Source organism: Pseudomonas mosselii (genome assembly GCF_003205295.1).
In the GTDB taxonomy this organism is placed as follows: Bacteria; Pseudomonadota; Gammaproteobacteria; order Pseudomonadales; family Pseudomonadaceae; genus Aquipseudomonas; species Aquipseudomonas mosselii_B.
Genome location: NZ_QJRP01000053.1, coordinates 1 through 23015 on the forward strand (window position 1 = coordinate 1; position 23015 = coordinate 23015).

Sequence of the window (23015 nt, forward strand, 5' to 3'; positions counted from 1 at the left end):
GGGCGGGGTGATTGCGGCGGGGCATGACACCGCGACCATCATCAGCGGCATGCTCAATGATCATTCGTTGAAGGTGGATACGGTGTAAGCAGCGATCTTGCTGAAGATAGGGAATTGCGCGTTTCCCTGTGGGAGCGGCCTTGCGTCGCGATAGGGCCGCGAAGCGGCCCCGGCGATCTTTGTATCAACGCTGAAATCCTGGGGCCGCTTCGCGCCCCTTTCGCGACGCAAGGCCGCTCCCACAGGGTGATTGCGTTAGGCCGGAAGCGGCGCACGGCATGTGCTCGCTATCCGGCTCAATCCGGTCGCTGCAGGGTCTTCTGCCTGAGGATCCAGGCACTGACCAGCACCGCGCTGGTCAGCATGAACACCCGTGCCCAGAACAGCGGCACCAGGTAGCAGGACAGCCCGATGCTGGCCCACATCAGGCCGATCGCATAGACCTTGCCCCGCAGCGGAATCCCCTCGCCGCTGAGGTAGTCGCGGATCCATGGCCCGAGTTTCGGATGATTCACCAGCCAGTGGTGAAAGCGCGGCGAGCTGCGGGCGAAACAGGCCGCCGCCAGCAGCAGGAACGGGGTGGTGGGCAGCACCGGCAGGAAGATCCCCGCCACCCCGAGCGCGACACTGAGCCAGCCGGCGGCCAGCAGCAGGTAGCGCACCACGTTGATCAGTGGCGGCGTGGTTTGAGTACGGCAGGTTTTTCGTCCGGTGCGTGCTGCAGCAGGAACAGCGCGCTCAGCGCTTCGGGGATCTGTACGATCATGTCGTCCTGCAAGTTGGCATCGCTGGCGATGTCGGCGAACTCCGGCTGCTCGTCGAACAGGCCCGAGCCGACCATGATCGGCAGGAGCATTTCGCTGACTTCATCCTCGGAATTGTCGAACCAGGCCTCTTCACGCAGGAACACGCCCTCCATGAAACCGATGCACCAGCCGCGCAGGTCGGAGTCGTCCGGCTCGTCGGTGAGGTCGAGGTCGCACGGCAGGTCGAATTCCTCTTCGCTGGCCAACTGGCGAGCGATGTGGCCTTTGAGGGCTACCAGCGTCGCTTCGATCTCGGTGCGCTGGGCATCGCTGGTGTAGTGGGGTTCTTCGGCGAACAGCGCGTCGATCCACTCACGGTCTGGAACTTGCTCCGAGCAGATCGACAGCGCGGTCAGGTAGCCGTGTGCGGCGACGTAGTCCAGCGCTTCTTCGTGCAGCTCATCGGCGTCGAGGAAGGCTTGCAGGCGGGTCAGTTGCTCGGCGAAGGACATTACAGGGCTACCTTGGGGAATAAACGATAGTGAATTCTAGCACCTTGCGGCGGCTGCGGGGCAAAGGGAACGTCTGTCTGCGGGGCATGCCGGGGGTGGGGCAGTCGGGTATACTCCGCTGTTTTTCGTGCTCCGGTGGCGTTTTCCCGTCATCTGGCAAAAACCGCTTACGCATTCGATGTGTGCGCGGCGGATTTATCGTCCAGCCTGAGTCCAGGATGGTACGGCGATTTTGGAGTGGCAAATGCTCGAACAGGCTCAGCGCGTCCTCAAGGATGTCTTCGGTTACGACAGTTTCCGCGGGCGCCAGGCGGCGATCATCGAATGTGTGGCAGGTGGTGGCGACGCCCTGGTGCTGATGCCCACTGGTGGCGGTAAATCGTTGTGCTTCCAGGTGCCTGGCCTGCTGCGCCCGGGCCTGACCGTGGTGGTGTCGCCGCTGATCGCGCTGATGGACGACCAGGTCGCCACCCTCGACGAGCTGGGCGTGGCCGCCGCGGCGCTGAACTCCACCCTCAGCGCCGAGCAGCAGCGCGACCTGGCCGGGCGCCTGCGCCGTGGCGAGGTGAAGATGCTTTACCTGGCCCCCGAGCGCCTGGTGCAGCCGCGCATGCTGGACTTCCTGCGCGGCCTCGACGTTTCCCTGTTCGCCATCGACGAGGCCCACTGCGTGTCGCAATGGGGCCACGACTTCCGCCCCGAGTACCTGCAACTGGGCCAGCTCGCCGAGCTGTTCCCGCATGTGCCGCGCATCGCCCTGACCGCCACCGCCGACATGCGTACCCGCGAGGAGATCGTCCAGCGCCTGCACCTGCAGGGCGCCGAGCGGTTCCTGTCGAGCTTCGACCGGCCGAACATCTTCTACCGCATCGTGCCCAAGGAGTCGCCGCGCAAGCAGCTGATGGCGTTCCTCGGCGAGCGCCGTGGTAACGCCGGCATCGTCTATTGCCTGTCGCGCAAGAAGGTCGACGAGACCGCTGCCTTCCTTTGCGAGCAGGGCTTCCCGGCGTTGCCGTATCACGCGGGCCTCGCCGCCGAGACCCGCGCCGCCAACCAGCACCGCTTCCTCAACGAGGAAGGGCTGATCATGGTCGCCACCATCGCCTTCGGCATGGGCATCGACAAGCCCAACGTGCGCTTTGTCGCCCACCTCGACCTGCCCAAGTCGCTTGAGGCCTATTACCAGGAGACCGGCCGTGCCGGCCGTGACGGCCTGCCGTCGGACGCCTGGATGGCCTACGGCCTGCAGGACATGGTGATGCTCAAGCAGATGCTGCAGAACTCCGAGGGCGACGAGCGTCACAAGCGCATCGAGCAGCACAAGCTCGACGCCATGCTGGCGTTGTGCGAGGAGACCCGCTGCCGCCGTCAGTCGCTGCTGGCCTACTTCGACGAAGTGCTCGAGCAACCGTGCGGGCATTGCGACAACTGCGTCGACCAGGTGCAGACCTGGGATGCCACCGAGCCTGCGCGCCAGGCGCTGTCGGCGGTGTTCCGCACCGGCCAGCGCTACGGCGTCGGCCATCTGGTCGACGTGCTGCTGGGCAAGGACACCGAGAAGGTGCGCAATTTCGGCCACGAGAAGCTCTCGGTGTTCGGTGTCGGCAAGACGCTGGCCGAGGCCGAGTGGCGCTCGTTGTTCCGCCAGTTGGTGGCGCGCGGCCTGGTGGACATCGACCTCGAGGGCTACGGTGGCCTGCGGCTGTCCGACAGCTGCCGGCCGTTGCTGCGCGGCGAGGTGAACCTGCAGCTGCGCCGCGACCTCAAGCCGCAGACCGTGGCCAAGTCTTCCTCCAGCGGCGGCAGCCCGGCCAGCCAACTGGTGCGGGCCGAGGAGCGCGAGCTGTGGGAAGCGCTGCGCACCCTGCGGCGCAAGCTGGCCGAGGAGCACAGCGTGCCGCCCTACGTCATCTTCCCCGACTCCACCCTGCTGGAGATGCTGCGCAGCATGCCCACCAGCCTCAGCGACATGGCCCAGGTCAGTGGCGTCGGTGCGCGCAAGCTGGAGCGCTATGGCCAGGCCTTCCTCGAAGTGCTCAACGGCGCCGGTGGTACCGAGGAGGCGCCGAAGGTGGTGCTCGACCTGCGCCACGAACTGGTCAGTCTGGCCCGCGCCGGCATGACCCCGGCGCAGATCGCCGGGCAGTTGAACTGCACCGAGAAGAACGTCTACAGCCTGCTGGCCGAGGCCATCGGCCGCCAGGAATTGAGCCTGGAGCAGGCGCTGGACCTGCCGGAGGAGCTGATGATGGAGGTGCAGGACGCCTTCCTCGACGGCGAGGGCGAGTTGCCGCCGGTGTCTGGTGTGGCGCCGCTGTTCGGCCAGCGGGTGCCGGAAGGCGTCCTGCACTGTGTACGGGCGGCGCTGGCGCTGGAGTTCGGCCTTTAATTGCCGGCATTTGCGCCAATTGCTGACCTTTGTCATACCCTTACATGTTTATCAGCCATTTCCGAGGCGTCGAACCTTGCCTGAATGGCCGGGCCATGATTAGCTGGCTAATAATTAGTTCTATTCATTGAGTTGCTTATGCCCCTTACCGACAACCAACACCGCTTCGGCATGCAGCTGGCCCAGATGTCCCGGGGCTGGCGTGCCGAACTGGACCGCCGCCTGGCCGGGCTCAACCTGTCGCAAGCCCGCTGGCTGGTGCTGCTGCACCTGGCCAGGTTCGACGAGGCGCCGACCCAGCGTGAGCTGGCCCAGAGCGTGGGCGTCGAGGGCCCGACCCTGGCGCGCCTGCTCGACAGCCTCGAGAGCCAGGGGCTGGTACGCCGCCAGGCGGTGATGGAAGATCGCCGGGCCAAGAAGATCCTGCTGTGCCCGCCGGCCAAGCCGCTGATCGACCAGATCGAGACCATCGCCAATGCCCTGCGCCTCGAGCTGTTCACCGGCATAGACGAGGCCGACATGGAAGTGTGCATGCGCGTGCATGCGAAGATTCTCGATAATCTCGAGAAGTCCTGAACCCTTCATCAATCGCGGGGCAAGCCCGCTCCCACGAGTCTGATCCCACAATTGGCTGCATGACTTGTGGGAGCGGGCTTGCCCCGCGATCATTTCTAGAAGGTATGCCCCAGGTTCAGGTACACCGCCTTCTCATGGGCATCGTTGGCCCCATAGCTCAGGTTCAACGGCCCCAGCGGCGTTTCCAGCCCCAGGAAGATGCTCGCCGCATTGATATAGCCACTGTCGAACTCATTGTCATTGTTCCATGCCCGGCCGCGCTCCAGCGAGCCGCCCAGGTACAGCGGGAAGTCCAGGGGCAGGTAGGCCCGAGGCGTCAGGCGACGGTAGTAGACCATGCGCAGCAGGCTCATGTTCTGCCCGGAGATCGAATCCTGGCGGAAACCTGACAGCTGCCGGGCGCCACCGAACACGAAGCTCGAAGTGACTACCTCGGCGTCATCCAGCGTTCGTCCATACCTGCCACCCAGCACCAGGGTGTTCGGCCCGCTGCTGAAGGCCTTGTCCAGGTTGAACAGCCACTGCCGGTAGTTCTGGTCCGAGTCCAGTGACTTGTCGTACTTGCGCACGGTCAGGCCGATATCCTCGCCACTGTGGGGGAAGTACACGTTGTCGAAGGTGTCGAACGAGTACTTGAGCTCGTAGAACCCCTCGTTGAAGCTGACCTTGGGCAGGTCCTGGTCGCCGATGCGCACCTCGGCATTGCCCCAGGCCTTGCCCACGCCCAGGCGCACTTCGCCGTAGGTGCCGATCTGCCGGCCGACATTGAGCCCGAAACCGTAGCGTTCCAGGCGATACTCGGCCACCGGGTCGTTGTCCAGGGTCGCCTCGACGTTCTGCGAGCCCAGGGCCAGGTAGGGGGCGATGAAGTAGCGCGAGCCCACGTCCAGCGGCTGGTAGAACTCGCTGTACAGCTCCTGCTCGTCGCCGATCTGCGCACGGGTCAGCCATTCGCCGCCGAGCCGGTTGATGCCGTTGACCCGGTAGCTGGCGCCGAGGTTGAAGGCGCTGTCGCCGCGCAGGTCGTCCGACAGGTTCAGGCCCAGGCGCAGGTAGTCGGTGCCGCCACGCCGGCCACGGGCGTTGATCACCAGGGTATGTTCGTCGCCCTTGTGCGCCACGCGGTACTGCACCTGGTCGAAGTAGTCCAGGCCGTAGAGGGTACCCATGTCGGTCTGCAGGCGGCCGAGATCCAGCGGCTCACCGATGGGCTGGCGAATGTAGTAGCGGATCACGTCGTCGCTGACCTTGGAGTCGTTCTCCACCCGGATGGAGGTGATGATCGGCGTGCGCTGTTTCGGCGAGCGTGCCACCGCCAGGTTGCTGTCACCCTCGGTCTGGCGCAGCGCCGCCAGGCGCGGGTCGAGGGCGCGGGTGGCGCGGTAGCCGGCGTCGATCATGTCCTGGGCACGGCCAAAATCGGTGACGCCGAAGGCCGAGAGTGGCGGCTGGACGAGGATATCCTCGCGGCGCAGGCTGGCCAGTTGCTCCTCGGAGTTGCGCCGGGTCATCAGGGTGATCGACTGGTTGAGCACATCCACCACCGTGGCCAGCTGCTTGCGGTTGCGCAGCGGGGTGCCGATGTCGACGACGATGGCCAGGTCCACGCCCATCTCGCGCACCACGTCCACCGGGATGTTGTCGGTCATGCCGCCGTCCACCAGCAGCCGGCCGTCCAGTTCCACCGGGGCGAACACCGCCGGGATCGACATGCTGGCGCGGATCACCTGAGGCAGGTGGCCGCGGCGGAAGATTACCTTTTCGCCGCTGGTGATGTCGGTGGCCACGGCGCGGAAGGGGATCGGCAGTTTGTCGAAGTCCCGGATGTCGGCGGTGTGGGCCAGCTTGCTTTCCAGCAGCAGGGCCAGGTTCTGGCCCTGGATCACCCCCAGTGGCAGGCCCAGGCTGCCGTCGTCGCGAAAGCTCAGCTTCTGCTTGACCAGGAAGTCGCGGTCGTCCTGCTTGCGCCGGAACGGCACATCCTTGCGTGGCGGCGCATCGGACAGCGCCTGCTGCCAGTCCAGAGTGGTGGCCAGCTTCTCCAGTTCGGCGATGCTGTAGCCCGAGGCGTACAGCCCGCCGACCACCGCGCCCATGCTGGTGCCGGCGATGGCGTCGATGCGCACGCCCTGTTCCTCCAGGGCCTTGAGCACGCCGATATGGGCCAGGCCGCGGGCGGCGCCGCCCGACAGCACCAGGCCGATCTTCGGCCGTGCCGCTTCGGCGGCCAGCACGGTGAATGAGGTGAGCATCAGCAGGAGGCAGTACAGCAGGCGGCGCATCGTGAGTCTCAAACCAGAGGATAAAGACCGCTAGTATAAGCGGCCCTTCCTACGGAGTTTCCCTACATGGCAGACAGCAAGCCACAAATCGTCATCACCTATTGCACCCAGTGCCAATGGCTGCTGCGCGCCGCCTGGCTGGCCCAGGAGCTGCTCAGCACCTTTGCCGACGACCTCGGTCAGGTGGCGCTGGAGCCCGGCACCGGTGGGGTGTTCCGCATCACCTGCGACGGCGTGCAGATCTGGGAGCGCAAGGCCGACGGCGGCTTCCCCGAGGCCAAGGTGCTCAAGCAGCGGGTGCGCGACCAGATCGATCCGCAGCGCGACCTGGGCCACAACGATCGCTGATCAGGCGCTTTCGGGCTGCGGCTGACGGGCCGGTTGCTCGGCGGCCAGGCGGCTGGACAGCACGATGGCGAAGATGATCAAGGCGCCACCGGCGAGCATGCGCAGGGTCGGCTGTTCGGCGAACACCACCCAGGCCACGGCGATGCCATAGACCGGCTCCATGCCGAACACCACCGCGGCGGTGCGCGCCTTGATCACCGCCAGGCTGGCGACGAACAGGCTGTGGGCGACACCGGTGCAGAATACGCCGAGCAGGGCAATCCACAGCCAGTCCAGTGGCGCCACCGCGGCCAGGCCAGGCGCGGCGAACGGCAGCAGGCACAGGCTCACCACCAGGTTCTGCCACAGCGCCGCCTGCACGGCGGGCAGGCGCCCGGAACCGGCGCGGTTGGTCAGCGACAGCAGCGAGAACAGCAAGCCCGAGAGCAGCGCCCAGAGCAACCCGCCGGTGGCCTCGCTGGCCAGGTCGAATGCCGGGGTGACCAGCACCAGGCCGATGCTCACCAGCAGCACCAGCAGCGCCTCGTTGCGGCGGATGCGTTCGCGGAACAGCAGGCCCTCGAGGATCACGGTGAACGCCGGGAAGCTGGCGAAACCGAGGGTGGCGATGGCCACGCCACCGACCTTGACCGCGATGAAGAAGCTCACCCAATGCCCGGCCAGCAGCGCGCCGCCCAGCAGCAGGCGGCGCACGTCCTGACCACGCAGCGGTTGCCAGGCCTGGCGCGCCAGGCTGGCGAACAGGGCCAGGGCCAGCACCGCGAACAGGGCGCGGCCGAAGACGATGATCGAGGGGCTGGCGCTGGCGGCCAGCTTGCCGAAGACGCCGGTCAGGCCGAAGAACAGCGCGCCGATATGCAGGGCGCCGAGGGCGGTGCGGTGGTTCATGGTGGTCCTTTGCATTCGCAGGTTCCTGTGCCGGCCTCTTCGCGGGTAAACCCGCTCCCACAGGTCAGTGCGAATCCTGTGGGAGCGGGTTTACCCGCGAAGAGGCCAGCACAGGGAGAGAATATCTAGGCGCTCAGTGTAAGAGCCCGGTCTGCCCGTGTCTGTCGCGCATCTCGCGTCAGTTGTCGCCAGACTCGCGCCGCAACGCCAGCGGCGTGCAGCCGAACGCCCGCATCACCGCCGCGCTGAAGGCGCTCTGCGATCCATACCCCACCCGCGCCGCGACCTCTCCCACCGGCAACAGCGTCTCACGCAACAATCGTCGCGCCATCGACAGCCGCCGCTGGCGGATGTAGTCCATCGGTGTCACGCCGCACTCGCTGGCAAAACGCGCGTGCAGTCGCGCGCTGGAAAGCCCGGCCAGGCGTGCCAGGTCGGCGACCTGCAGCGGATAGGCGGCGTGCTGCTCGATATGCCGGTCGAAGGCGGCATAGGGCAGGCGCCTGCAGGCCAGTACCGGGGCACCGGCCTGAGGGTTGAGGCTGGCCAGCAACAGCACCGCGCCCTGGCAGGCAATCAGCGGGTCGTCCACGGGGCTTGCCGCCAGCCAGTCGACCAACTGCTGCTGGCGGCTGTCCAGGCCCAGGGGGCCGGGGCGGTCGAGCAGACGGCGGCTGTTGTCGGCGTGCTCGCCCAGATGCTCGCCGAGCCAGTGCCCGCCCGGCACGTCCAGCACCAGGCAGTGGCTGCCCTCGGGGCTGCCGCAGGTGTGGTGGGCGCCGGCAGGCACCACCATCAGGTCCTGACGGCTGACCCGGCCGCCGCGACCATCCACCTCGAAATCCAGGCGCCCGCCCAGGCCGAACACCAGTTGCGGATGGTCGTGGCTGTGGGCGATCAGGTCGTGGCGATAATGGCGCAGCGAAAGCAGGGGGCCGGCGGTCATGGTGAGTCCTCACGAAGCAGGTGAAGAGTGTACACCTCAAGGCGGGCGCAGGATGATCATGTGCCTGCCACCAATCTGTCACCTGGGCCTGCCAGTCTCCAGCAAACAGCGCCGGAGCCCGCTCATGACCCACGCCGAACCCGTCCGCCCGTCACGCAAGCTGCGTGTCCGCACCCTGTGGATTTCCGATGTGCACCTGGGTACCCGCGATTGCCAGGCCGAACACCTCGCGCATTTTCTCAAGGGCTACCAGGCCGAGCGCATCTACTTGGTTGGCGATATCATCGACGGCTGGAAACTGCGCGGCGGCATCTACTGGCCCCAGGCCCATACCAACGTCATCCGCCGCCTGCTGACCCTGAGCAAGCGCGGTACCGAAGTGATCTACGTTACCGGCAACCACGACGAGTTCCTGCGCCGCTACTCGAAACTGATCCTGGGCAACATCCAGTTGGTGGATGAAGCCGAGCACCTTACCGTCGATGGCCGTCGGCTGCTGGTGATCCACGGCGACCAGTTCGACGTAATCACCCGCTACCACCGCTGGCTGGCATTTCTCGGCGATAGGGCCTACGAATTCACCCTGGTGCTCAACCGTTGGCTCAACCACTGGCGTGCTCGGTATGGCTACGGCTACTGGTCGTTGTCGGCGTACCTCAAGCACAAGGTCAAGGGCGCGGTTAACTTCATCAGCGACTTCGAGGACGCCATCGCCCACGAGTGCACCCGGCGTGGCTTTCAGGGCGTGGTGTGCGGGCATATCCACCATGCCGAGATTCGCCGGGTGGGCGAGGTGGAGTACCTCAACTGCGGCGATTGGGTGGAGTCGTGCACGGCGCTGATCGAGCACTGGGACGGGCGGATCGAGCTGTACCGGTTCGCCGAGGCACAGGCGCGGGAAGCAGCGTCGCGGCCGGCGGAGTTGGGCGAGCCGGCCTAGGTCGGTTTCAGCCCTGTAGCAGCGGCCTTGTGCCACGAAAGGGGCGCGCAGCGGCCCCAGGTTCTCGGTTACGCTCAAGATCGTCGGGGCTGCTGCGCAGCCCATTCGCGGCACAAGGCCGCTCCTACAGGTGACGGGTACCCAGAATCAGGCCGACGCTTTCAGGGCCGCCTTGTAGATCGACTGCCTGGGCTGGGCGAACAGCCGCTCCATCATCGGTTCGAAGAACGACAGCGGCAGGCTCGGGTACTCGGGGTCGAACGCCGCCGCGTCGTAGCGCGCGCAAAATTCGATGGTCCGCTGGTATTGCGGGTGATCGCTGAATTGCTCGCGCAGGTGGCGATCCATGCCCAGGTGGTGGAAGAAGTAGTAGCCCTGGAAGATCCCGTGCTTCTCGATCATCCACAGGTTCTCGGCGCTGACAAAGGGCTTGAGGATCGCCGCGGCGATATCCGGATGGTTGTAGCTGCCGAGGGTGTCGCCGATGTCGTGCAGCAGGGCGCAGACCACGTATTCCTCGTCGCGGCCGTCACGCAAGGCACGGGTGGCGGTCTGCAGCGAGTGGCTCAGGCGATCGATGGGAAAACCGCCGAAGTCGCCATCGAGCAGGCGCAGATGGGCGAGGATGCGCTGGGGCAGCAGCCGGGCATAGGCGCGAAAGTCGTCGGCGATGATCGCCCAGTCCTGGGCGGTGCCGTCGCGCATGTGGCTGAAGTTCGCTTGCTTGTTCATCGCCGCGGGCCACTCGTGTCGGGGGACATGTCAGGCAGTGTTGGCCAGGGCGCGGGCTTTGGCAGTGGCCGGCCGGGACGCGAACCTGGCCTTGCGGGCCGATTCAGAGGCTGAGGCGGCCCAGCAGGATGTCGCGGAACATGGCGAAGTCGCCGACCAGGCTGTACCAGGGATGGGTGAAGGTGGCCGGCCGGTTCTTCTCGAAGAAGAAATGCCCGATCCAGGCGAAGCCGTAGCCGGCCAGCGGCACGGCCAGCAGCAACAGCCACTGGCCGCTGCCGATGCTGTAGGCGAGCAGGGCGATCACCAGGCTGGTGCCGACGAAGTGCAGGCGGCGGCAGGTGGCGTTGCTGTGCTCGCCCAGGTAGTAGGGGTAGAACTCGGCAAAACTGCGGAACTGCGCTGTGCGGGTCATGGCGGGCTTCCGAATCTGCGGGTCGTGCTTACAGGATACACGGCGTGGAGCCTGAATCGAGTCTAGAGTCACTGAGGGCAGTGGCCAGTGACAATAGGCGCCAATTGAGTATCCTTTCGGTTCACCGCAGGAGCGGTCAGCACAAGAGCCTGTCATGAGTGAGAGAACCACGTCAGCCAGCTGGGCATCAGGGATCGTCAAGGCTCTCGAGCTGGAAGGGCTCGATTGTCCGGCCATGTTCAAGCAGCTCGGGCTCGACTTTTCCGCCCTCGACGACCCCGATGCGCGATTCACCCAGGATTCGATGACCCGGCTGTGGCAACTGGCGGTCGAGTTGTCGGGCAACGAGGCCATCGGCCTGAACATGGCCCGGGTGGTGCGTCCGGCCTCGTTCCATGTGGTGGGCTACGCGCTGATGTCCAGCCGCACCTTGGCCGAGGGTTTCGAACGCCTGGTGCGCTACCAGCGGATCATCGCCGAGAGTTCGGACCTGAGCTTTCGCCTCGAGCCCGACGGCTACGCCCTGGTGCTGACCGTGCATGGCGACCACCTGCCACCGACCCGGCACAGCGCCGAGGCTTCCCTGGCCTGTGCCCTGGCCCTGTGCACCTGGCTCAGCGGGCGGCCGATCCAGCCGCGGCGGGTGCTGATCCAGGGCGGCCAGCCGAAGAACGTCGAGCCGTACAAGGCGGCCTTCCATGCGCCGCTGGTGTTTGGCGCGGCTCATGACGCGCTGGTGCTCGAGCGTGCCGACATGGAGGCGCCGCTGCCGACCGCCAACGAGGCGATGGCGGTGCTGCATGATCGCTTTGCCGGGGAATACCTGGCGCGCTTCTCGGAAAGCCGCGTGACCCATCGGGTGCGCCAGGTGCTGTGCCGCATCCTGCCTCAGGGTGAGCCCAAGCGCGAGACCGTGGCCCAGGCCCTGCACCTGTCGCAGCGCACTTTGCAACGGCGCCTGCAGGACGAGGGCACCAGCTTCCAGACCCTGCTTGATGACACCCGTCGCGAACTGGCCGAGCAGTACCTGGCGCAGCCCGGCACCACCTTGCTGGAGACCGCCTACCTTTTGGGTTTCGCCGATCCGAGCAACTTCTACCGGGCGTTCCGCCGCTGGTTCGACACCACGCCGAGCGAGTACCGCACGCGGTTATCGGTCAGTGACGCCAGAACGCCGGCATGCACAACACCAGCACCGTGATGATCTCCAGGCGGCCCAGCAGCATGCCGCCGGCGAGGATCCACTTGGCCGCGTCCGGCAGGCTGGCGTAGTTGCCGGCCGGGCCGATCACCTCGCCCAGCCCGGGGCCGACACCCGATACCGTGCCGGCGGCGCCGGTCAGCGCGGTCATCCAGTCCACGCCCAGCAGCGACAGCAGCAGGGCGATGATGCAGATGGTGATGGCGAAGAAGAACGAGAAGGTCAGGATCGAACGCACGATCTCTTCGTCGAGGCGATGGCCGTTGTACTTCTGCTTGATCACCGCCCGTGGGTGGATCAACTGGTTGAGGTTGGCCTTGAGCAGGATGTAGGCGACCTGGAAGCGGAAGATCTTGATGCCGCCGGCGGTGGAGCCGGAGCAACCGCCGACGAAGCCCAGGTAGAAGAACAGCATCAGCGAGAAATTGCCCCACATGCTGTAGTCGCCCAGGGCGAAGCCGGTGGTGGTGACCACCGAGGTGACGTTCAGCGCCACGTGGCGCAGGGCGTCAAGCCAGTGCAGGTCGGTGGTGGCCCAGTACCAGGTGCCGAGCACCAGCCAGGTGGCCACCAGCATGGCCAGCAGGCCCTGTACCTGCTGGTCCTTGATCAGTGCCTTGCGGTGGCCGCGCAGGGTGGCCACGTACAAGGTGAACGGCACGCTGCCCATGATCATTACCACCACCGCGACCCAGTGCACCGCGGGGATGTCCCACTTGGCCAGGGACTGGTCGGAGGTGGAGAAGCCGCCGGTGGAGATCGCCGACATGGCATGGTTGATCGCGTCGAACGGGCTCATTCCCGCCCACCAGAACGCCAGGCTGCCGAGCACGGTAATGCCGACATACACCGCGACGATCGACTTGGCGACCATGTGCGAGCGCGGCATGACCTTTTCCGAACGGTCGGAGGATTCGGTCTGGAACAGGCGCATGCCACCGATGCGCAGCAGTGGCAGGATCGCCACCGCCATGCCGATGAAGCCGATGCCGCCCAGCCAGTGCAGCATCGAGCGCCACATCAGGATGCCCGGCGACATGTTGTCCAGGCCGCTGAGCACGGTGGCGCCGGTGGCGGTGATGCCGGACATGCTTTCGAAGAAGGCGTCGGTGTAGCTGATGTGCTGCGTCAGCAGGAACGGCAGGGCGGCGAACACGCAGACCACCAGCCAGCTGCTGACGGTCAGCAGGTACATGTCGCGGGGGCGCAGGTGCACGTGCTCGGGGCGGCCGGGGATGACCAGGCCGAGCCCGGCGAGGAAGGTGATCAGGCTCGACCAGAGGAACGACGGCATGTCGCCGGTGCGCTCGAAGACCACCAGGGTCGCCATGGGCACCACCATGCTCACTGCCAGGGTGATCAGGAAGATGCCGATGATGAAACCAATGATCCTTAAGGTCGGCAACGCCATGTGATCTGCTCTGACTCGATACGGAAAGGGCGCCATTTTAAGCCGCAAGTTGCAAGCTGCAAGCGCCAAGCGCCAATGAGGCTTGCGAAGGCTGCTTTTTCTTGTGGCTTGCAGCTTGATGCTTGCAGCTTGAGAATGGCCGCACTTTCAATCTTTCAGGAGGGTAGCCCATGGAGGCTCTCGACGCATTGCTCAACCGTGTTTCCGTGCCACGCCTGACCGAACCTGCGCCCAATGCCGCCCAGCGCGAGGCGCTGTTCCAGGCCGCGCTGCGCGCGCCGGACCATGGCCAGCTGCGCCCCTGGCGCTTCCTGACCATCGAGGGCCAGGGCCGCGAGAAGCTTGGCGAGCTGTTCGCCGAGGCGGTGCAGGCCAAGGGCGATGCCTCCCCGGCCGCGCTGGACAAGGCCCGGGCGATGCCGCTTCGGGCGCCGTTGCTGATCGTGGTAATCGCCAGGCTGCAGGATCATTTCAAGGTGCCGCAGATCGAGCAGCGCCTGGCCGCCGGCTGCGCCGCCCACGGCATCCTTATCGCCGCCCATGCCCAGGGCATCGGCGCGGTGTGGCGCACCGGCGACATGGCGTTCGACGCCCATGTGCAGAAGGGCTTGGGCCTGGAGGCGAACGAAGAGGTGATCGGCTACCTGTATGTCGGCACGCCGATGGGCGAGCCGCGCACGGCGCCGGTCCTGGAGACAGCCCGGTACGTCAGCGCCTGGGGAGAGTGATGTGAGGCGGGGCCGCTCTGCGGCCCTTTCGCGGCAGCCCCGCGGTCTGTCAGACTGCACTGATATTGCAGGGAATCTCCAGCGTCGCAATAAACCCACCCTGCGGATGATTGCCCAGCACCAGGCTGCCGCCATGGCGCTCTGCCGCCTTGCGCGCAATCGCCAGCCCCAGTCCATGCCCCGGGGCCTCCTGCCCCGGCGCCCGGAAGAACGGCTCGCCCAGTTGCGCCAGGTGCTCTGCCGCCACTCCCGGCCCATGATCGCGCACGCTCAGCACGATGCGATCCTGTTCGCGGCGGGCATGCACCTCGATCGGCTGCCCGGCCGGATTGAAACGCAGGGCATTGCGCAGCAGGTTGTCCACCGCCCGTTCGATCAAGGTCGGCCAGCCGTGCAAGGTCAGGCCTGCTTGCGCCTCCAGTCGCACTTCCTGTTCCGGTGCCGACAGCTGGGCGTCCTTGCGCACGCCGCCCAGCAAGGCATTGAGGTCCACAGGTTCGGCATGGGCCTGGTCGGCATCGACCCGGGCCAGCACCAGGATCTCGCTGATCAGGTCCTCCAGGCGATCGCACTCGCGGGTCAGGCGCGGCCACAGGGCCTGGCGCTGCTGCGGCTCGGCGCGCTCGGCCAGGGCCAGGGCGATGCGCAGCCGCGCCAGCGGCGAGCGCAGTTCGTGGGACACATCGCGCAGCAGCTGGCGCTGGCTGCCGATCAGGCTCTGCAGGCGCGCGCCCATCTTGTTGAAGTCGTTGGCCAGTACGCCGAACTCGTCGCGGCGCACCGCCAGCCGCGCCAGGCTGTTCTGCTGATAGCTGGTCTGTCCCAGGTCGTGCACCGCGCCGCGCAGGCGGCTGAGCGGGCGGGTGATAGACAGGGTCACCAGCAGGCTGAACAGGGTCAGTACCACCAGGGCGATCCCCAGGGCGCTGAGCGGCCAGATCAGGCTCTCGCGGTGCCAGGCGGCCAGTTCGGGGTGGGGAATACGGTAGATCAGCAGGTAGGTCTCGCCGCTGCTGGGGCTGGTGTATTCCTCGGTCAGGCGCCGCCAGGGCAGGCGGCGTTCGTCGTTGTGCTGGCGCGCCTCGAAGGCGGCGGCGCGGCGCGGAAAGGTGCCGGGCACGACGGCGTCGCCGCTGTCGTCGAGCACCTGCACGTCGATCTTGTAGCGCTGCTTGCGTCGCTCCAGGAAGCGCTGCGACGACTCCAGGCCATCCTGTTCATAGTGCTGGGCCCAATGGCTGGCCAGGTTGTTCAGGCCAGGGTGGCGGCTGAGGATCCAGGTGTCCTGGTTGAGCATGTGCCCGAGCAGGATCGACAGCCCGGCGACCAGGGCGATGGCCAACCAGAAGCTGGCCAGGATGCGCCAGAACAGTGAACGCAAGAGGAGCACCTCCGAGAAATGGCGAAAGCCCGGCCAGCGGGGGCGCGGGCCGGGCATCGGGCTGACAGCTTACTGGGCCTTGCCGGCTTTTTCAGCCTTCCAGGCCTGGAACTCCTTCCATTCGGCCTTGCGCGCGGCGCGTTCCTTCTGCAGTTCGTCGAACTTTTTCTGCTGCTCGGGCTTGAGCAGGGCGCGGATCTGGCCGTCGGTCTTGTCGTGGCTGGCCTTGAGTTCGTCCTTCATGGCTTTCTGCTCGGCGGCCGGCAGCTTGGCCATGTAGCGCTCGGTGATATCGCGGCGCTGTTGCATCCGCTCGCCCATCAGTTTGCCGATCTGCTGGCGCTGGTCGCGGCTCAGGTCCAGCTGGGCGAAAGGCGCGTCACCGCGATGATGCGGGCCGTCGTGGCGCGGACCGCCGTCAGGCATGGCCATGGCCACGGTCGGCAGGGCGGCGGCGAACATCAGGGCGATCAGGGTCTTGCGCATGGTGTCTCTCCTTTCAGGGGCCGGTGGTTACCGGATGAGCCCAGTCTAGGGAGATCAAGGTCAAGGGCGGTCAGGTGAGGGTAAAGACAGCGTAAAGTTGGCGTTGGCCGCCGTGCGGATCCTGTGGGAGCGGCCTTGTGTCGCGATGGGCTGCACAGCAGCCCCGGCTATTTGGCATCCTGCCGTGATTCTGGGACCGCTTCGCGCCCCATCGCGACACAAGGCTGCTCCCACAGAGATCGTGTTGTCTGTCAGAGGCTGTAGTAGTAGCCGCGGCTGCGCAGGGCGACGATGCGCGGACGGCCGTCCGGGTGCGGGCCGATTTTCTTGCGCAGGTTGCTGACATGCATGTCCAGGCTGCGGTCATAGAGCGTGAGCTTGCGACCCAGGCCGATCTGCGCCAGCTCCTGCTTGTCCAGTGGTTCGCCGGGCTGGCGCAGCAGCGCCTCGAGGATGCGGCTCTCGGACAGCGTGAGGGTCATTTCGCGCTCGTCGATACTGACCACGCCGCGCACCGGGCTGAAGGTCAGGTCGCCGATCTCGACCTGGCTGCTGGGCGCGCTGGGGTGGCTGCGGCGCAGCACGGCGCGCAGGCGGGCGGTGAGCTCGCGGGGGTCGCAGGGCTTGGCCAGGTAGTCGTCGGCGCCCAGCTCCAGGCCGAGGATGCGGTCCAGCGGCTCGCCGCGGGCCGAGAGCATCAGCACCGGTAGGTCGGTGTGCTCGCTGCGCAACTGTTTGAGCAGTTCCAGGCCGCTGCCGTCGGGCAGCATGACATCCAGCACCACCGCCGCCGGGGCGTGGCTGGCCAAGGCCTGGCGCGCACTCTGGCCATCGTGGCAGGCGCGCACCGCAAACCCTTCCTGGGTCAGCCAGCTGCCGAGCAGCTCGCACAGTTCCTGGTCATCATCAATCAGTAACAGCTCGCTCATGTCTCACTCAATTCAACCATTGCCGGCGTCTTCTGTGTCCGCCGCTGGCTAAGATACCGCAGACTGCCGACAACAGTGCAACGACCGAGCCGATCAGGAACCACTGCTGTTGGTCGGTGAGCAGGCGCTGGGGCGCGCTGCTGGCGGCCTGCAGCTCCTTGACCGCCAGCTTCAGGCGCTGGTTGTCCTGGCGCAGGCGCGAGAGCTGGGCGCTTTCGCGCTCACTGTCCTGGTTCTGCAGTTGCAGGGTCAGCGCGTCGCGCTGTTTCTCGCTCTCTTCCAGGCGCTGCTGCAGCTCGGTGATCCGCGCCCCGGCTTCCAGCGACAGCGGCTGCTCGGCCGCGGCGAAAGGGGACAGCAGTAACAGGCAAAGCAGCAGGGACATCGGACCTTGACGCATTGGAACTCCTGATTCGTATCGATTCAGGAGGTTGTCGGCCGGTTGTCGGAATTTATGAATAGTGCCGCGCGGGGTGTAGTTGGGCGCGGTTATGTGGGAGCGGGCTTGCCCCGCGATTGACGCAATCGCGGGGCAAGCCCGCTCCCACAAATCTCGTCCCTCAAAAGCCTGTTACGGCAGGACTTGCTTGAACGGCTTGACCACGACCTTGTCGTAGACGCCCGCGGCGATGTACGGGTCGGCGTCGGCCCAGGCCTGGGCGGCATTCAGCGAATCGAACTCGGCGACGATCAGGCTGCCGCTGAAACCGGCGGCGCCCGGGTCGTTGCTGTCGATGGCCGGATGCGGGCCGGCGAGGACCACACGGCCCTCGGCCTTGAGCTGCTGCAGGCGCTCGATATGGGCGGGGCGGGCGGCCAGGCGTTTTTCCAGGGAGTTTTCGACGTCGCTGGCGATGATGGCGTAGAGCATGTCAGTCCTTGGGTTTGGAGGTGGAAGGGTCGGCATCATGCAGGTGGCGCGACAGGTAGACGCCCTGGGCCACCAGGAACAGCACGGTCATGCCCAGGCTGCCGAAGACCTTGAAGTCGACCCAGATGTCCTGGAAGGTGAAGGCGACGAACAGATTGGCGGCGCCGCACACCAGGAAGAAGCCGATCCACGCCAGGTTCAGGCGGGTCCAGACGGCTTCCGGAAGGGTCAGGGCGTGGCCCATGATGCGCTTGATCAGCACCCGGTCGCCGATGAAGTGGCTGCCGGCGAAGGCCAGGGCGAAGAGCCAGTTGACCACCGGCGCCTTCCACTTGAGGAAGGTCTCGCTGTGGAAGGCCAGGGTCAGGCCGCCGAACACCAGGCAGGCGACCAGGGTCAGCAACTGGCCCTTCTCCAGCTTGCCGTGGCGCAGGAACAGCGCGCCGTAGACCACCACGGAGCTGGCGATCAGCATGGCGGTGGCGCTGTAGATCCCGCCGAACTCGAAGCTTTGGCCGGCGAATTCGACCGGGCGCGGATCCAGTTTGTAGACGATGAAGAACAGCAGCAGCGGGATGAAATCGATGAATTGTTTCACAGTGGCAGCCAGAAGCGGGATGTGACGGCATAATAACAAACATCGATTCCTGCGAAAGCGCTCCTCCATGAATGTTGATCTGCACTGTCACAGCACGGCCTCCGACGGCGCCCTGTCGCCCACGGCACTGGTCGCCCGGGCCCATGAGCACGGGGTGCGGACGCTGTCGCTCACCGACCACGACACCCTCGAAGGCCTGCCCGAGGCCCGCCAGGCCTGCCTGGACAACGGCATGCAGTGGGTCAGCGGGGTAGAGTTGTCGTGCACCTGGGGCGGCGCCACCATCCATGTGCTGGGTTACGATTTTCCGCTCGATGCCCCGCCCCTGCTCGAAGCCATCGATAACCTGCACCGTGGCCGCTGGCTGCGCGCCGAGGAAATCGACCGCAAGCTGGCGGCCAAGGGCATGCCCGGCGCGCTCGACGGCGCGCGGGCCGTGCAGCAGGAACTGGGCGACAGCGGCAATGCCCCGGCGCGCCCGCACTTCGCCGAATTCCTGGTGCGCGCAGGCTTCGTCAAGGACCGTGGCGAGGCCTTTCGCAAGTGGCTGGGCGCCGGCAAGCTGGGGGACGTCAAGCTGCACTGGCCGACGCTGGATGAAACCGTCGCTACGCTGCGCGAGTCCAATGCCTGGGTGAGCCTGGCCCATCCCATGCACTACGAACTGACCCGCAGCAAGCGCAGACGGCTGATTGCCGACTATATTCAGGCAGGGGGGCAGGCGCTGGAAGTGGTCAATGGGATGATGCCGCCCGAGCAGGTGGGGACAATGTCGATCCTCACCCGTGAGTTCGGCTTGCTGGCAAGCGCCGGCAGTGACTTCCACGGCCCCGGCACCTGGGGCGAGATCGGTGCCTACCGGCCATTGCCCGAGGACCTGCCACCTCTGTGGCGTCGATTCCGACATGAACAGTCTATGGCGGTATGAACAGGACGACTACGTGAGCCAATTTTTCCAGATTCATGCGGAAAACCCGCAGGCGCGCCTGATCAAACAGGCCGTGGAGATCATCCGCAAGGGTGGGGTGGTGGTCTACCCGACCGACTCGGCCTATGCGATGGGCTGCCAGATCGGCGACAAGGGCGCCATCGAGCGGGTGCGCCGCCTGCGTCAGCTGGACAAGAACCACAACTTCACCCTGTTGTGCTGCGACCTGTCCGAGATGGGCACCTTCGCCAAGATCGACACGGCGACGTTCCGCCTGCTCAAGGCGCACATTCCGGGGCCCTACACCTTCATCCTCAACGCCACCCGCGAAGTGCCGCGCCTGTTGTTGCACGACAAGCGCCGCACCATCGGCCTGCGCGTGCCGTCCAACCCCATCGTCCTGGCCCTGCTCGAGGAGCTCGGCGAACCGCTGATGAGCGTCAGCCTCATCCTGCCGGGCGACGATGAGCCGATGACCGATCCCTACGAGATCCGCCAGCGCCTGGAGCACCATGTCGATCTGATCATCGACGGTGGCTTCGGTGACCTGAAGGCCTCGACCGTCATCGACCTGTCCGGTGACGAGCCGGAGCTGATTCGTGAAGGGTGCGGGGATCCGACGCCGTTCCTGGTCAACGCGTGAGTCAGGTGCAAGCTCCAGAGGCGCCGGTCGCCGAGTCCGAGACGCCGTTCCAGTTGCAGCTGGCCCTGGTCTATGGCGAAGCCCTGACCGAGATGCCGGTCGACCTGTATATCCCGCCTGATGCCCTGGAAGTCTTCCTCGAAGCCTTCGAAGGCCCGCTGGACCTGCTGCTGTACCTGATCCGCAAGCAGAACGTGGACATCCTCGATATCCCGGTGGCGGAGATCACCCGCCAGTACATGAGCTATGTCGAGCTGATGAAGAACGTGCGCCTGGAGCTCGCCGCCGAGTACCTGGTGATGGCCGCCATGCTCGCCGAGATCAAGTCGCGCATGCTGCTGCCGCGCTCCAGCGAAGTCGAGGAAGAGGAGGGCGACCCGCGCGCCGAGCTGATCCGCCGCCTGCAGGAGTACGAACGCTTCAAGGCCGCCGCCGAAGGTATCGACGAGTTGCCGCGGGTTGGACGCGAAATCGTCGTGCCGCGCCTGGAGGCTCCCCAGGCCAAGGTGCGCAAGCTGCTGCCCGAGGTCGCCCTGGAAGAGATCCTGCTGTCCATGGCCGAGGTCATGCGCCGCAACGACCTGTTCGAGAGCCACCAGATCACCCGGGAGACGTTGTCGACCCGCGAACGCATGAGCGAGGTGCTTGAGCGCCTCAAGGGTGGCGCATTCGTGCCTTTCGTCGAATTGTTCACCCGTGAGGAGGGCAAGCTCGGCGTGGTGGTCACTTTCATGGCGATTCTCGAACTGGTGAAGGAATCGCTGATCGAACTCGTGCAAAATGAGCCTTTCGCCCCGATCCACGTCCGTGCCCGGGCAGAGTGACCTGACGACTACCGATGAACCTGAATGAACCCCGCGAACTGGCGTCGCTGATCGAGGCCTTCCTGCTCGCCTCGGGCAAGCCGCAATCCCTCGAGCGCCTCTACGAGCTGTTCGAGGAGGCCGAGCGCCCGGCCCCCGCCGTTTTCAAGAAGGCCTTGGAGGTGCTGGGCAAGTCCTGCAGCGGCCGTGCCTTCGAGCTCAAGGAAGTGGCCACCGGCTACCGCCTGCAGATCCGCGCAGACTATGCGCCCTGGGTCGGCCGGCTGTGGGAGGAACGCCCGCAGCGTTACTCCCGTGCGCTGCTGGAAACCATGGCGCTGATCGCCTACCGCCAGCCCATCACCCGTGGCGAGATCGAGGACGTGCGCGGCGTGGCGGTCAACAGCAACATCATCAAGACCCTGATGGAGCGCGAGTGGATTCGTATCGTCGGCTACCGCGAGGTGCCTGGACGGCCGGCGATGTTTGCCACCACCAAGGCGTTTCTCGATCACTTCAACCTCAAGAGCCTCGACGAACTGCCGGCATTGGCCGAGCTGCGCGAGCTGGAGCCGGAGCCGTTGCTCGACCCGGACGAAGCGCCGGTGCCCGCTCACCTGCAAGCCCTGGCCGATGCCAGCCTGGGCGAGGAGGGTGAAGAAGTGGAGCCGAAGGATGAGACCAGCTTCCGCTCGCTGCTGGTGGAGCTGGATGCTATGGAAGAGGGGCTCAAGACCGATTTCGATGATTTGCGCGAAGAAGCGTCCGTCGAGCCCGAGGAAGAACCAAAGGCCTGACTGTCCGCTTTGTGGGAGCGGGTTTGTCCCGCGATGAAGCCGGCACCGTCAACACAGACCTTTGGGCAGAATTTACGGGGCGACCGCCAAAAACCTTCTACCCTCCAGTGCGTTCCCCCGCCGAACCGCGTATGATGCGCGCCCGCTTTCACTACTACACCGGGAGGTGCCCAGATGAGTGACAAAGACCTGCAGGACCAACAACCCACCCCGCCGTCCGGCGAAAAGCTGCAGAAGGTACTGGCGCGCATCGGCGTCGGCTCGCGCCGTGACGTCGAGGCCTGGATCGGCCAGGGCCGTATCAAGGTCAACGGCGTCGAGGCCACCCTGGGCCTGCGCGTCGACCTGCACGACGCCATCACCGTTGACGGCAAGCTGATCAAGCGTGTCGAGGCCGCCGAGGCGACCCGCCGCGTGATCATGTACAACAAGCCCGACGGCGAGATCTGCACCCGTGACGACCCGGAAGGCCGTCCGACCGTGTTCGACCGCCTGCCGCGCCCGAAAGAGGGCCGCTGGATCAACATCGGCCGCCTGGACATCAACACTACCGGCCTGCTGCTGTTCACCACCGACGGTGAGCTGGCCAACCGCCTGATGCACCCGTCCTATGAAATGGACCGCGAGTACGCCGTGCGTGTGCGCGGCGAAGTCGACGACGACATGGTCGACCGCCTCAAGGCCGGCGTGGTGCTCGAGGACGGTCCGGCCAAGTTCACCGACATCCAGAAGGCACCGGGCGGCGAAGGCTTCAACCACTGGTACCACTGTGTGGTGATGGAAGGCCGCAACCGTGAAGTGCGTCGTCTGTGGGAATCCCAGGGGGTGGTGGTCAGCCGCCTGAAGCGCGTGCGTTTCGGCCCGGTGTTCCTCAACTCCGACCTGCCGATGGGCCGCTGGCGCGAAATGAGCCAGGGCGAGATCGACATCCTGGCCGCCGAAGTCGGCCTGCAGCCGGTGGCGCTGCCGGAGATGAAACTCAAGGCCAAGGACAAGCTCGAGCGTCTGCAGCGCAAGTCGACCCGTCCGCTGGGGCGTGGAGAGCGTGTGCGCACCCTGCGTCCTGCCGCCGAAGGCCAAGCCGAGCGTCCGGCACGTGCGCCGCGTGAAGACGCAGCGCCGCGCAAGGGCAACCGCGGCAGCACGGTGGCCGAGCGTCCGAGCGAGATGCGCAAGCGTCCGTCCCGTCCTGAAGGCGACAAGCCGGCAGGCCGTGGTCGCGGCAAGCCGCGCGGCTGATTCGGTCCGGTAGCGAGAGAGCCAGCCTTCGGGCTGGCTTTTTTGTGCCTGCGGTAAATGGCCCATCGCGGCCAAGTACCTGAACGGACAGAAAATTTCCCGACCGGTGGCAATTTTTCAAACCACATTGTAAAGAAAACTATACGATTCTGGGTGTTTTCCCCGGCCTACCTGTGCTTTTCCATTCATCGTCACAAAAACTTTCCAAAGCCTGCGCGCCAGAGCC

Annotated in this window: 25 protein-coding genes; 11 read left to right on the forward strand and 14 right to left on the reverse strand. The window is 65.9% G+C overall.

Annotated elements, in window-relative coordinates; genetic code table 11:
* Nucleotides 1–296 precede the first annotated feature (296 nt).
* Nucleotides 297–662: a YbaN family protein gene (locus DMX06_RS25050; protein WP_110739841.1), complete on the reverse strand. Its 366-nt coding sequence runs from the start codon at nucleotides 660–662 to the stop codon at nucleotides 297–299.
* Between the two features lie 8 nt (nucleotides 663–670).
* Nucleotides 671–1258 carry a YecA/YgfB family protein gene (locus tag DMX06_RS25055; RefSeq protein WP_110739842.1) on the reverse strand — a complete coding sequence of 196 codons (588 nt, stop codon included), beginning with the start codon at nucleotides 1256–1258 and terminating at the stop codon, nucleotides 671–673.
* A gap of 244 nt (nucleotides 1259–1502) precedes the next feature.
* Here DMX06_RS25055 and recQ point away from each other — a divergent pair, with 244 nt between their 5' ends.
* Nucleotides 1503–3647 carry a DNA helicase RecQ gene (recQ, locus tag DMX06_RS25065; protein WP_110739843.1) on the forward strand — a complete coding sequence of 715 codons (2145 nt, stop codon included), beginning with the start codon at nucleotides 1503–1505 and terminating at the stop codon, nucleotides 3645–3647.
* 138 nt (nucleotides 3648–3785) lie between these two features.
* Nucleotides 3786–4223, forward strand: a complete 438-nt coding sequence (locus tag DMX06_RS25070; protein WP_028691103.1) for a MarR family transcriptional regulator — start codon at nucleotides 3786–3788, stop codon at nucleotides 4221–4223.
* 95 nt (nucleotides 4224–4318) lie between these two features.
* Here the strand turns inward: DMX06_RS25070 and DMX06_RS25075 are convergent, their stop codons facing one another.
* The gene (locus DMX06_RS25075; protein ID WP_110739844.1) at nucleotides 4319–6505 is read right to left on the reverse strand and encodes a patatin-like phospholipase family protein; all 2187 of its coding nucleotides are present in this window, start codon (nucleotides 6503–6505) and stop codon (nucleotides 4319–4321) included.
* 66 nt (nucleotides 6506–6571) lie between these two features.
* On the opposite strand from DMX06_RS25075, the gene DMX06_RS25080 reads away from it, so the two are divergent.
* A complete protein-coding gene (locus DMX06_RS25080; RefSeq protein ID WP_096049580.1) occupies nucleotides 6572–6853 on the forward strand; it encodes a SelT/SelW/SelH family protein in 282 nt (93 codons plus the stop codon).
* Here the strand turns inward: DMX06_RS25080 and DMX06_RS25085 are convergent, their stop codons facing one another.
* Together DMX06_RS25085 and DMX06_RS25090 are read right to left on the reverse strand one after the other, a co-directional pair.
* A complete protein-coding gene (locus DMX06_RS25085; RefSeq protein WP_110739845.1) occupies nucleotides 6854–7741 on the reverse strand; it encodes a DMT family transporter in 888 nt (295 codons plus the stop codon).
* A 178-nt stretch (nucleotides 7742–7919) separates the two neighbouring features.
* Nucleotides 7920–8687, reverse strand: a complete 768-nt coding sequence (locus DMX06_RS25090; RefSeq protein ID WP_110739846.1) for a helix-turn-helix transcriptional regulator — start codon at nucleotides 8685–8687, stop codon at nucleotides 7920–7922.
* 124 nt (nucleotides 8688–8811) lie between these two features.
* Between DMX06_RS25090 and DMX06_RS25095 the strand changes: the two genes are divergently transcribed.
* Nucleotides 8812–9627: a UDP-2,3-diacylglucosamine diphosphatase gene (locus DMX06_RS25095; RefSeq protein WP_110739847.1), complete on the forward strand. Its 816-nt coding sequence runs from the start codon at nucleotides 8812–8814 to the stop codon at nucleotides 9625–9627.
* Between the two features lie 147 nt (nucleotides 9628–9774).
* Here the strand turns inward: DMX06_RS25095 and DMX06_RS25100 are convergent, their stop codons facing one another.
* Nucleotides 9775–10359 carry an HD domain-containing protein gene (locus DMX06_RS25100; protein WP_110739848.1) on the reverse strand — a complete coding sequence of 195 codons (585 nt, stop codon included), beginning with the start codon at nucleotides 10357–10359 and terminating at the stop codon, nucleotides 9775–9777.
* Between the two features lie 103 nt (nucleotides 10360–10462).
* Nucleotides 10463–10774 carry a DUF962 domain-containing protein gene (locus tag DMX06_RS25105; RefSeq protein ID WP_050706762.1) on the reverse strand — a complete coding sequence of 104 codons (312 nt, stop codon included), beginning with the start codon at nucleotides 10772–10774 and terminating at the stop codon, nucleotides 10463–10465.
* 154 nt (nucleotides 10775–10928) lie between these two features.
* Between DMX06_RS25105 and DMX06_RS25110 the strand changes: the two genes are divergently transcribed.
* A complete protein-coding gene (locus DMX06_RS25110; protein WP_110739849.1) occupies nucleotides 10929–11975 on the forward strand; it encodes an AraC family transcriptional regulator in 1047 nt (348 codons plus the stop codon).
* Here DMX06_RS25110 and DMX06_RS25115 read toward each other — a convergent pair.
* Nucleotides 11932–13386 carry a TrkH family potassium uptake protein gene (locus DMX06_RS25115; protein WP_110739850.1) on the reverse strand — a complete coding sequence of 485 codons (1455 nt, stop codon included), beginning with the start codon at nucleotides 13384–13386 and terminating at the stop codon, nucleotides 11932–11934. The genes DMX06_RS25110 and DMX06_RS25115 overlap by 44 nt on opposite strands.
* 170 nt (nucleotides 13387–13556) lie before the next feature.
* On the opposite strand from DMX06_RS25115, the gene DMX06_RS25120 reads away from it, so the two are divergent.
* A complete protein-coding gene (locus DMX06_RS25120; RefSeq protein ID WP_110739851.1) occupies nucleotides 13557–14114 on the forward strand; it encodes a nitroreductase family protein in 558 nt (185 codons plus the stop codon).
* 49 nt (nucleotides 14115–14163) lie between these two features.
* Here the strand turns inward: DMX06_RS25120 and DMX06_RS25125 are convergent, their stop codons facing one another.
* From DMX06_RS25125 to DMX06_RS25150, 6 genes are all read right to left on the reverse strand, one after another.
* Nucleotides 14164–15552 carry a sensor histidine kinase gene (locus DMX06_RS25125; RefSeq protein ID WP_110739852.1) on the reverse strand — a complete coding sequence of 463 codons (1389 nt, stop codon included), beginning with the start codon at nucleotides 15550–15552 and terminating at the stop codon, nucleotides 14164–14166.
* A gap of 12 nt (nucleotides 15553–15564) precedes the next feature.
* Nucleotides 15565–15981 (reverse strand): Spy/CpxP family protein refolding chaperone, encoded by a 417-nt coding sequence (locus DMX06_RS25130; RefSeq protein WP_110739853.1) that lies wholly within the window; start codon nucleotides 15979–15981, stop codon nucleotides 15565–15567.
* A 251-nt stretch (nucleotides 15982–16232) separates the two neighbouring features.
* Nucleotides 16233–16910, reverse strand: a complete 678-nt coding sequence (locus DMX06_RS25135) for a response regulator transcription factor (protein ID WP_110739854.1) — start codon at nucleotides 16908–16910, stop codon at nucleotides 16233–16235.
* Nucleotides 16911–16917: 7 nt separating this feature from the next.
* Nucleotides 16918–17310 carry a hypothetical protein gene (locus DMX06_RS25140; protein WP_050706756.1) on the reverse strand — a complete coding sequence of 131 codons (393 nt, stop codon included), beginning with the start codon at nucleotides 17308–17310 and terminating at the stop codon, nucleotides 16918–16920.
* Nucleotides 17311–17481: 171 nt separating this feature from the next.
* The gene (locus DMX06_RS25145) at nucleotides 17482–17781 is read right to left on the reverse strand and encodes a YciI family protein (protein WP_110739855.1); all 300 of its coding nucleotides are present in this window, start codon (nucleotides 17779–17781) and stop codon (nucleotides 17482–17484) included.
* A gap of 1 nt (nucleotide 17782) precedes the next feature.
* The gene (locus DMX06_RS25150; RefSeq protein WP_110739856.1) at nucleotides 17783–18379 is read right to left on the reverse strand and encodes a septation protein A; all 597 of its coding nucleotides are present in this window, start codon (nucleotides 18377–18379) and stop codon (nucleotides 17783–17785) included.
* Nucleotides 18380–18446: 67 nt separating this feature from the next.
* Here DMX06_RS25150 and DMX06_RS25155 point away from each other — a divergent pair, with 67 nt between their 5' ends.
* The 5 genes from DMX06_RS25155 (at nucleotide 18447) to rluB (ending at nucleotide 22789) form a co-directional block, all read left to right on the forward strand.
* Nucleotides 18447–19307, forward strand: a complete 861-nt coding sequence (locus tag DMX06_RS25155; RefSeq protein ID WP_110739857.1) for a PHP domain-containing protein — start codon at nucleotides 18447–18449, stop codon at nucleotides 19305–19307.
* A gap of 13 nt (nucleotides 19308–19320) precedes the next feature.
* Nucleotides 19321–19950, forward strand: a complete 630-nt coding sequence (locus DMX06_RS25160) for an L-threonylcarbamoyladenylate synthase (protein ID WP_082337815.1) — start codon at nucleotides 19321–19323, stop codon at nucleotides 19948–19950.
* Between the two features lie 125 nt (nucleotides 19951–20075).
* Nucleotides 20076–20774, forward strand: coding sequence for a segregation and condensation protein A (locus DMX06_RS25165; RefSeq protein WP_181427898.1), 699 nt, complete (start codon nucleotides 20076–20078; stop codon nucleotides 20772–20774).
* A 14-nt stretch (nucleotides 20775–20788) separates the two neighbouring features.
* Nucleotides 20789–21550, forward strand: a complete 762-nt coding sequence (gene scpB, locus DMX06_RS25170) for an SMC-Scp complex subunit ScpB (RefSeq protein ID WP_110739859.1) — start codon at nucleotides 20789–20791, stop codon at nucleotides 21548–21550.
* A gap of 174 nt (nucleotides 21551–21724) precedes the next feature.
* The gene (gene rluB, locus DMX06_RS25175; protein WP_038706581.1) at nucleotides 21725–22789 is read left to right on the forward strand and encodes a 23S rRNA pseudouridine(2605) synthase RluB; all 1065 of its coding nucleotides are present in this window, start codon (nucleotides 21725–21727) and stop codon (nucleotides 22787–22789) included.
* Nucleotides 22790–23015 lie beyond the last annotated feature (226 nt).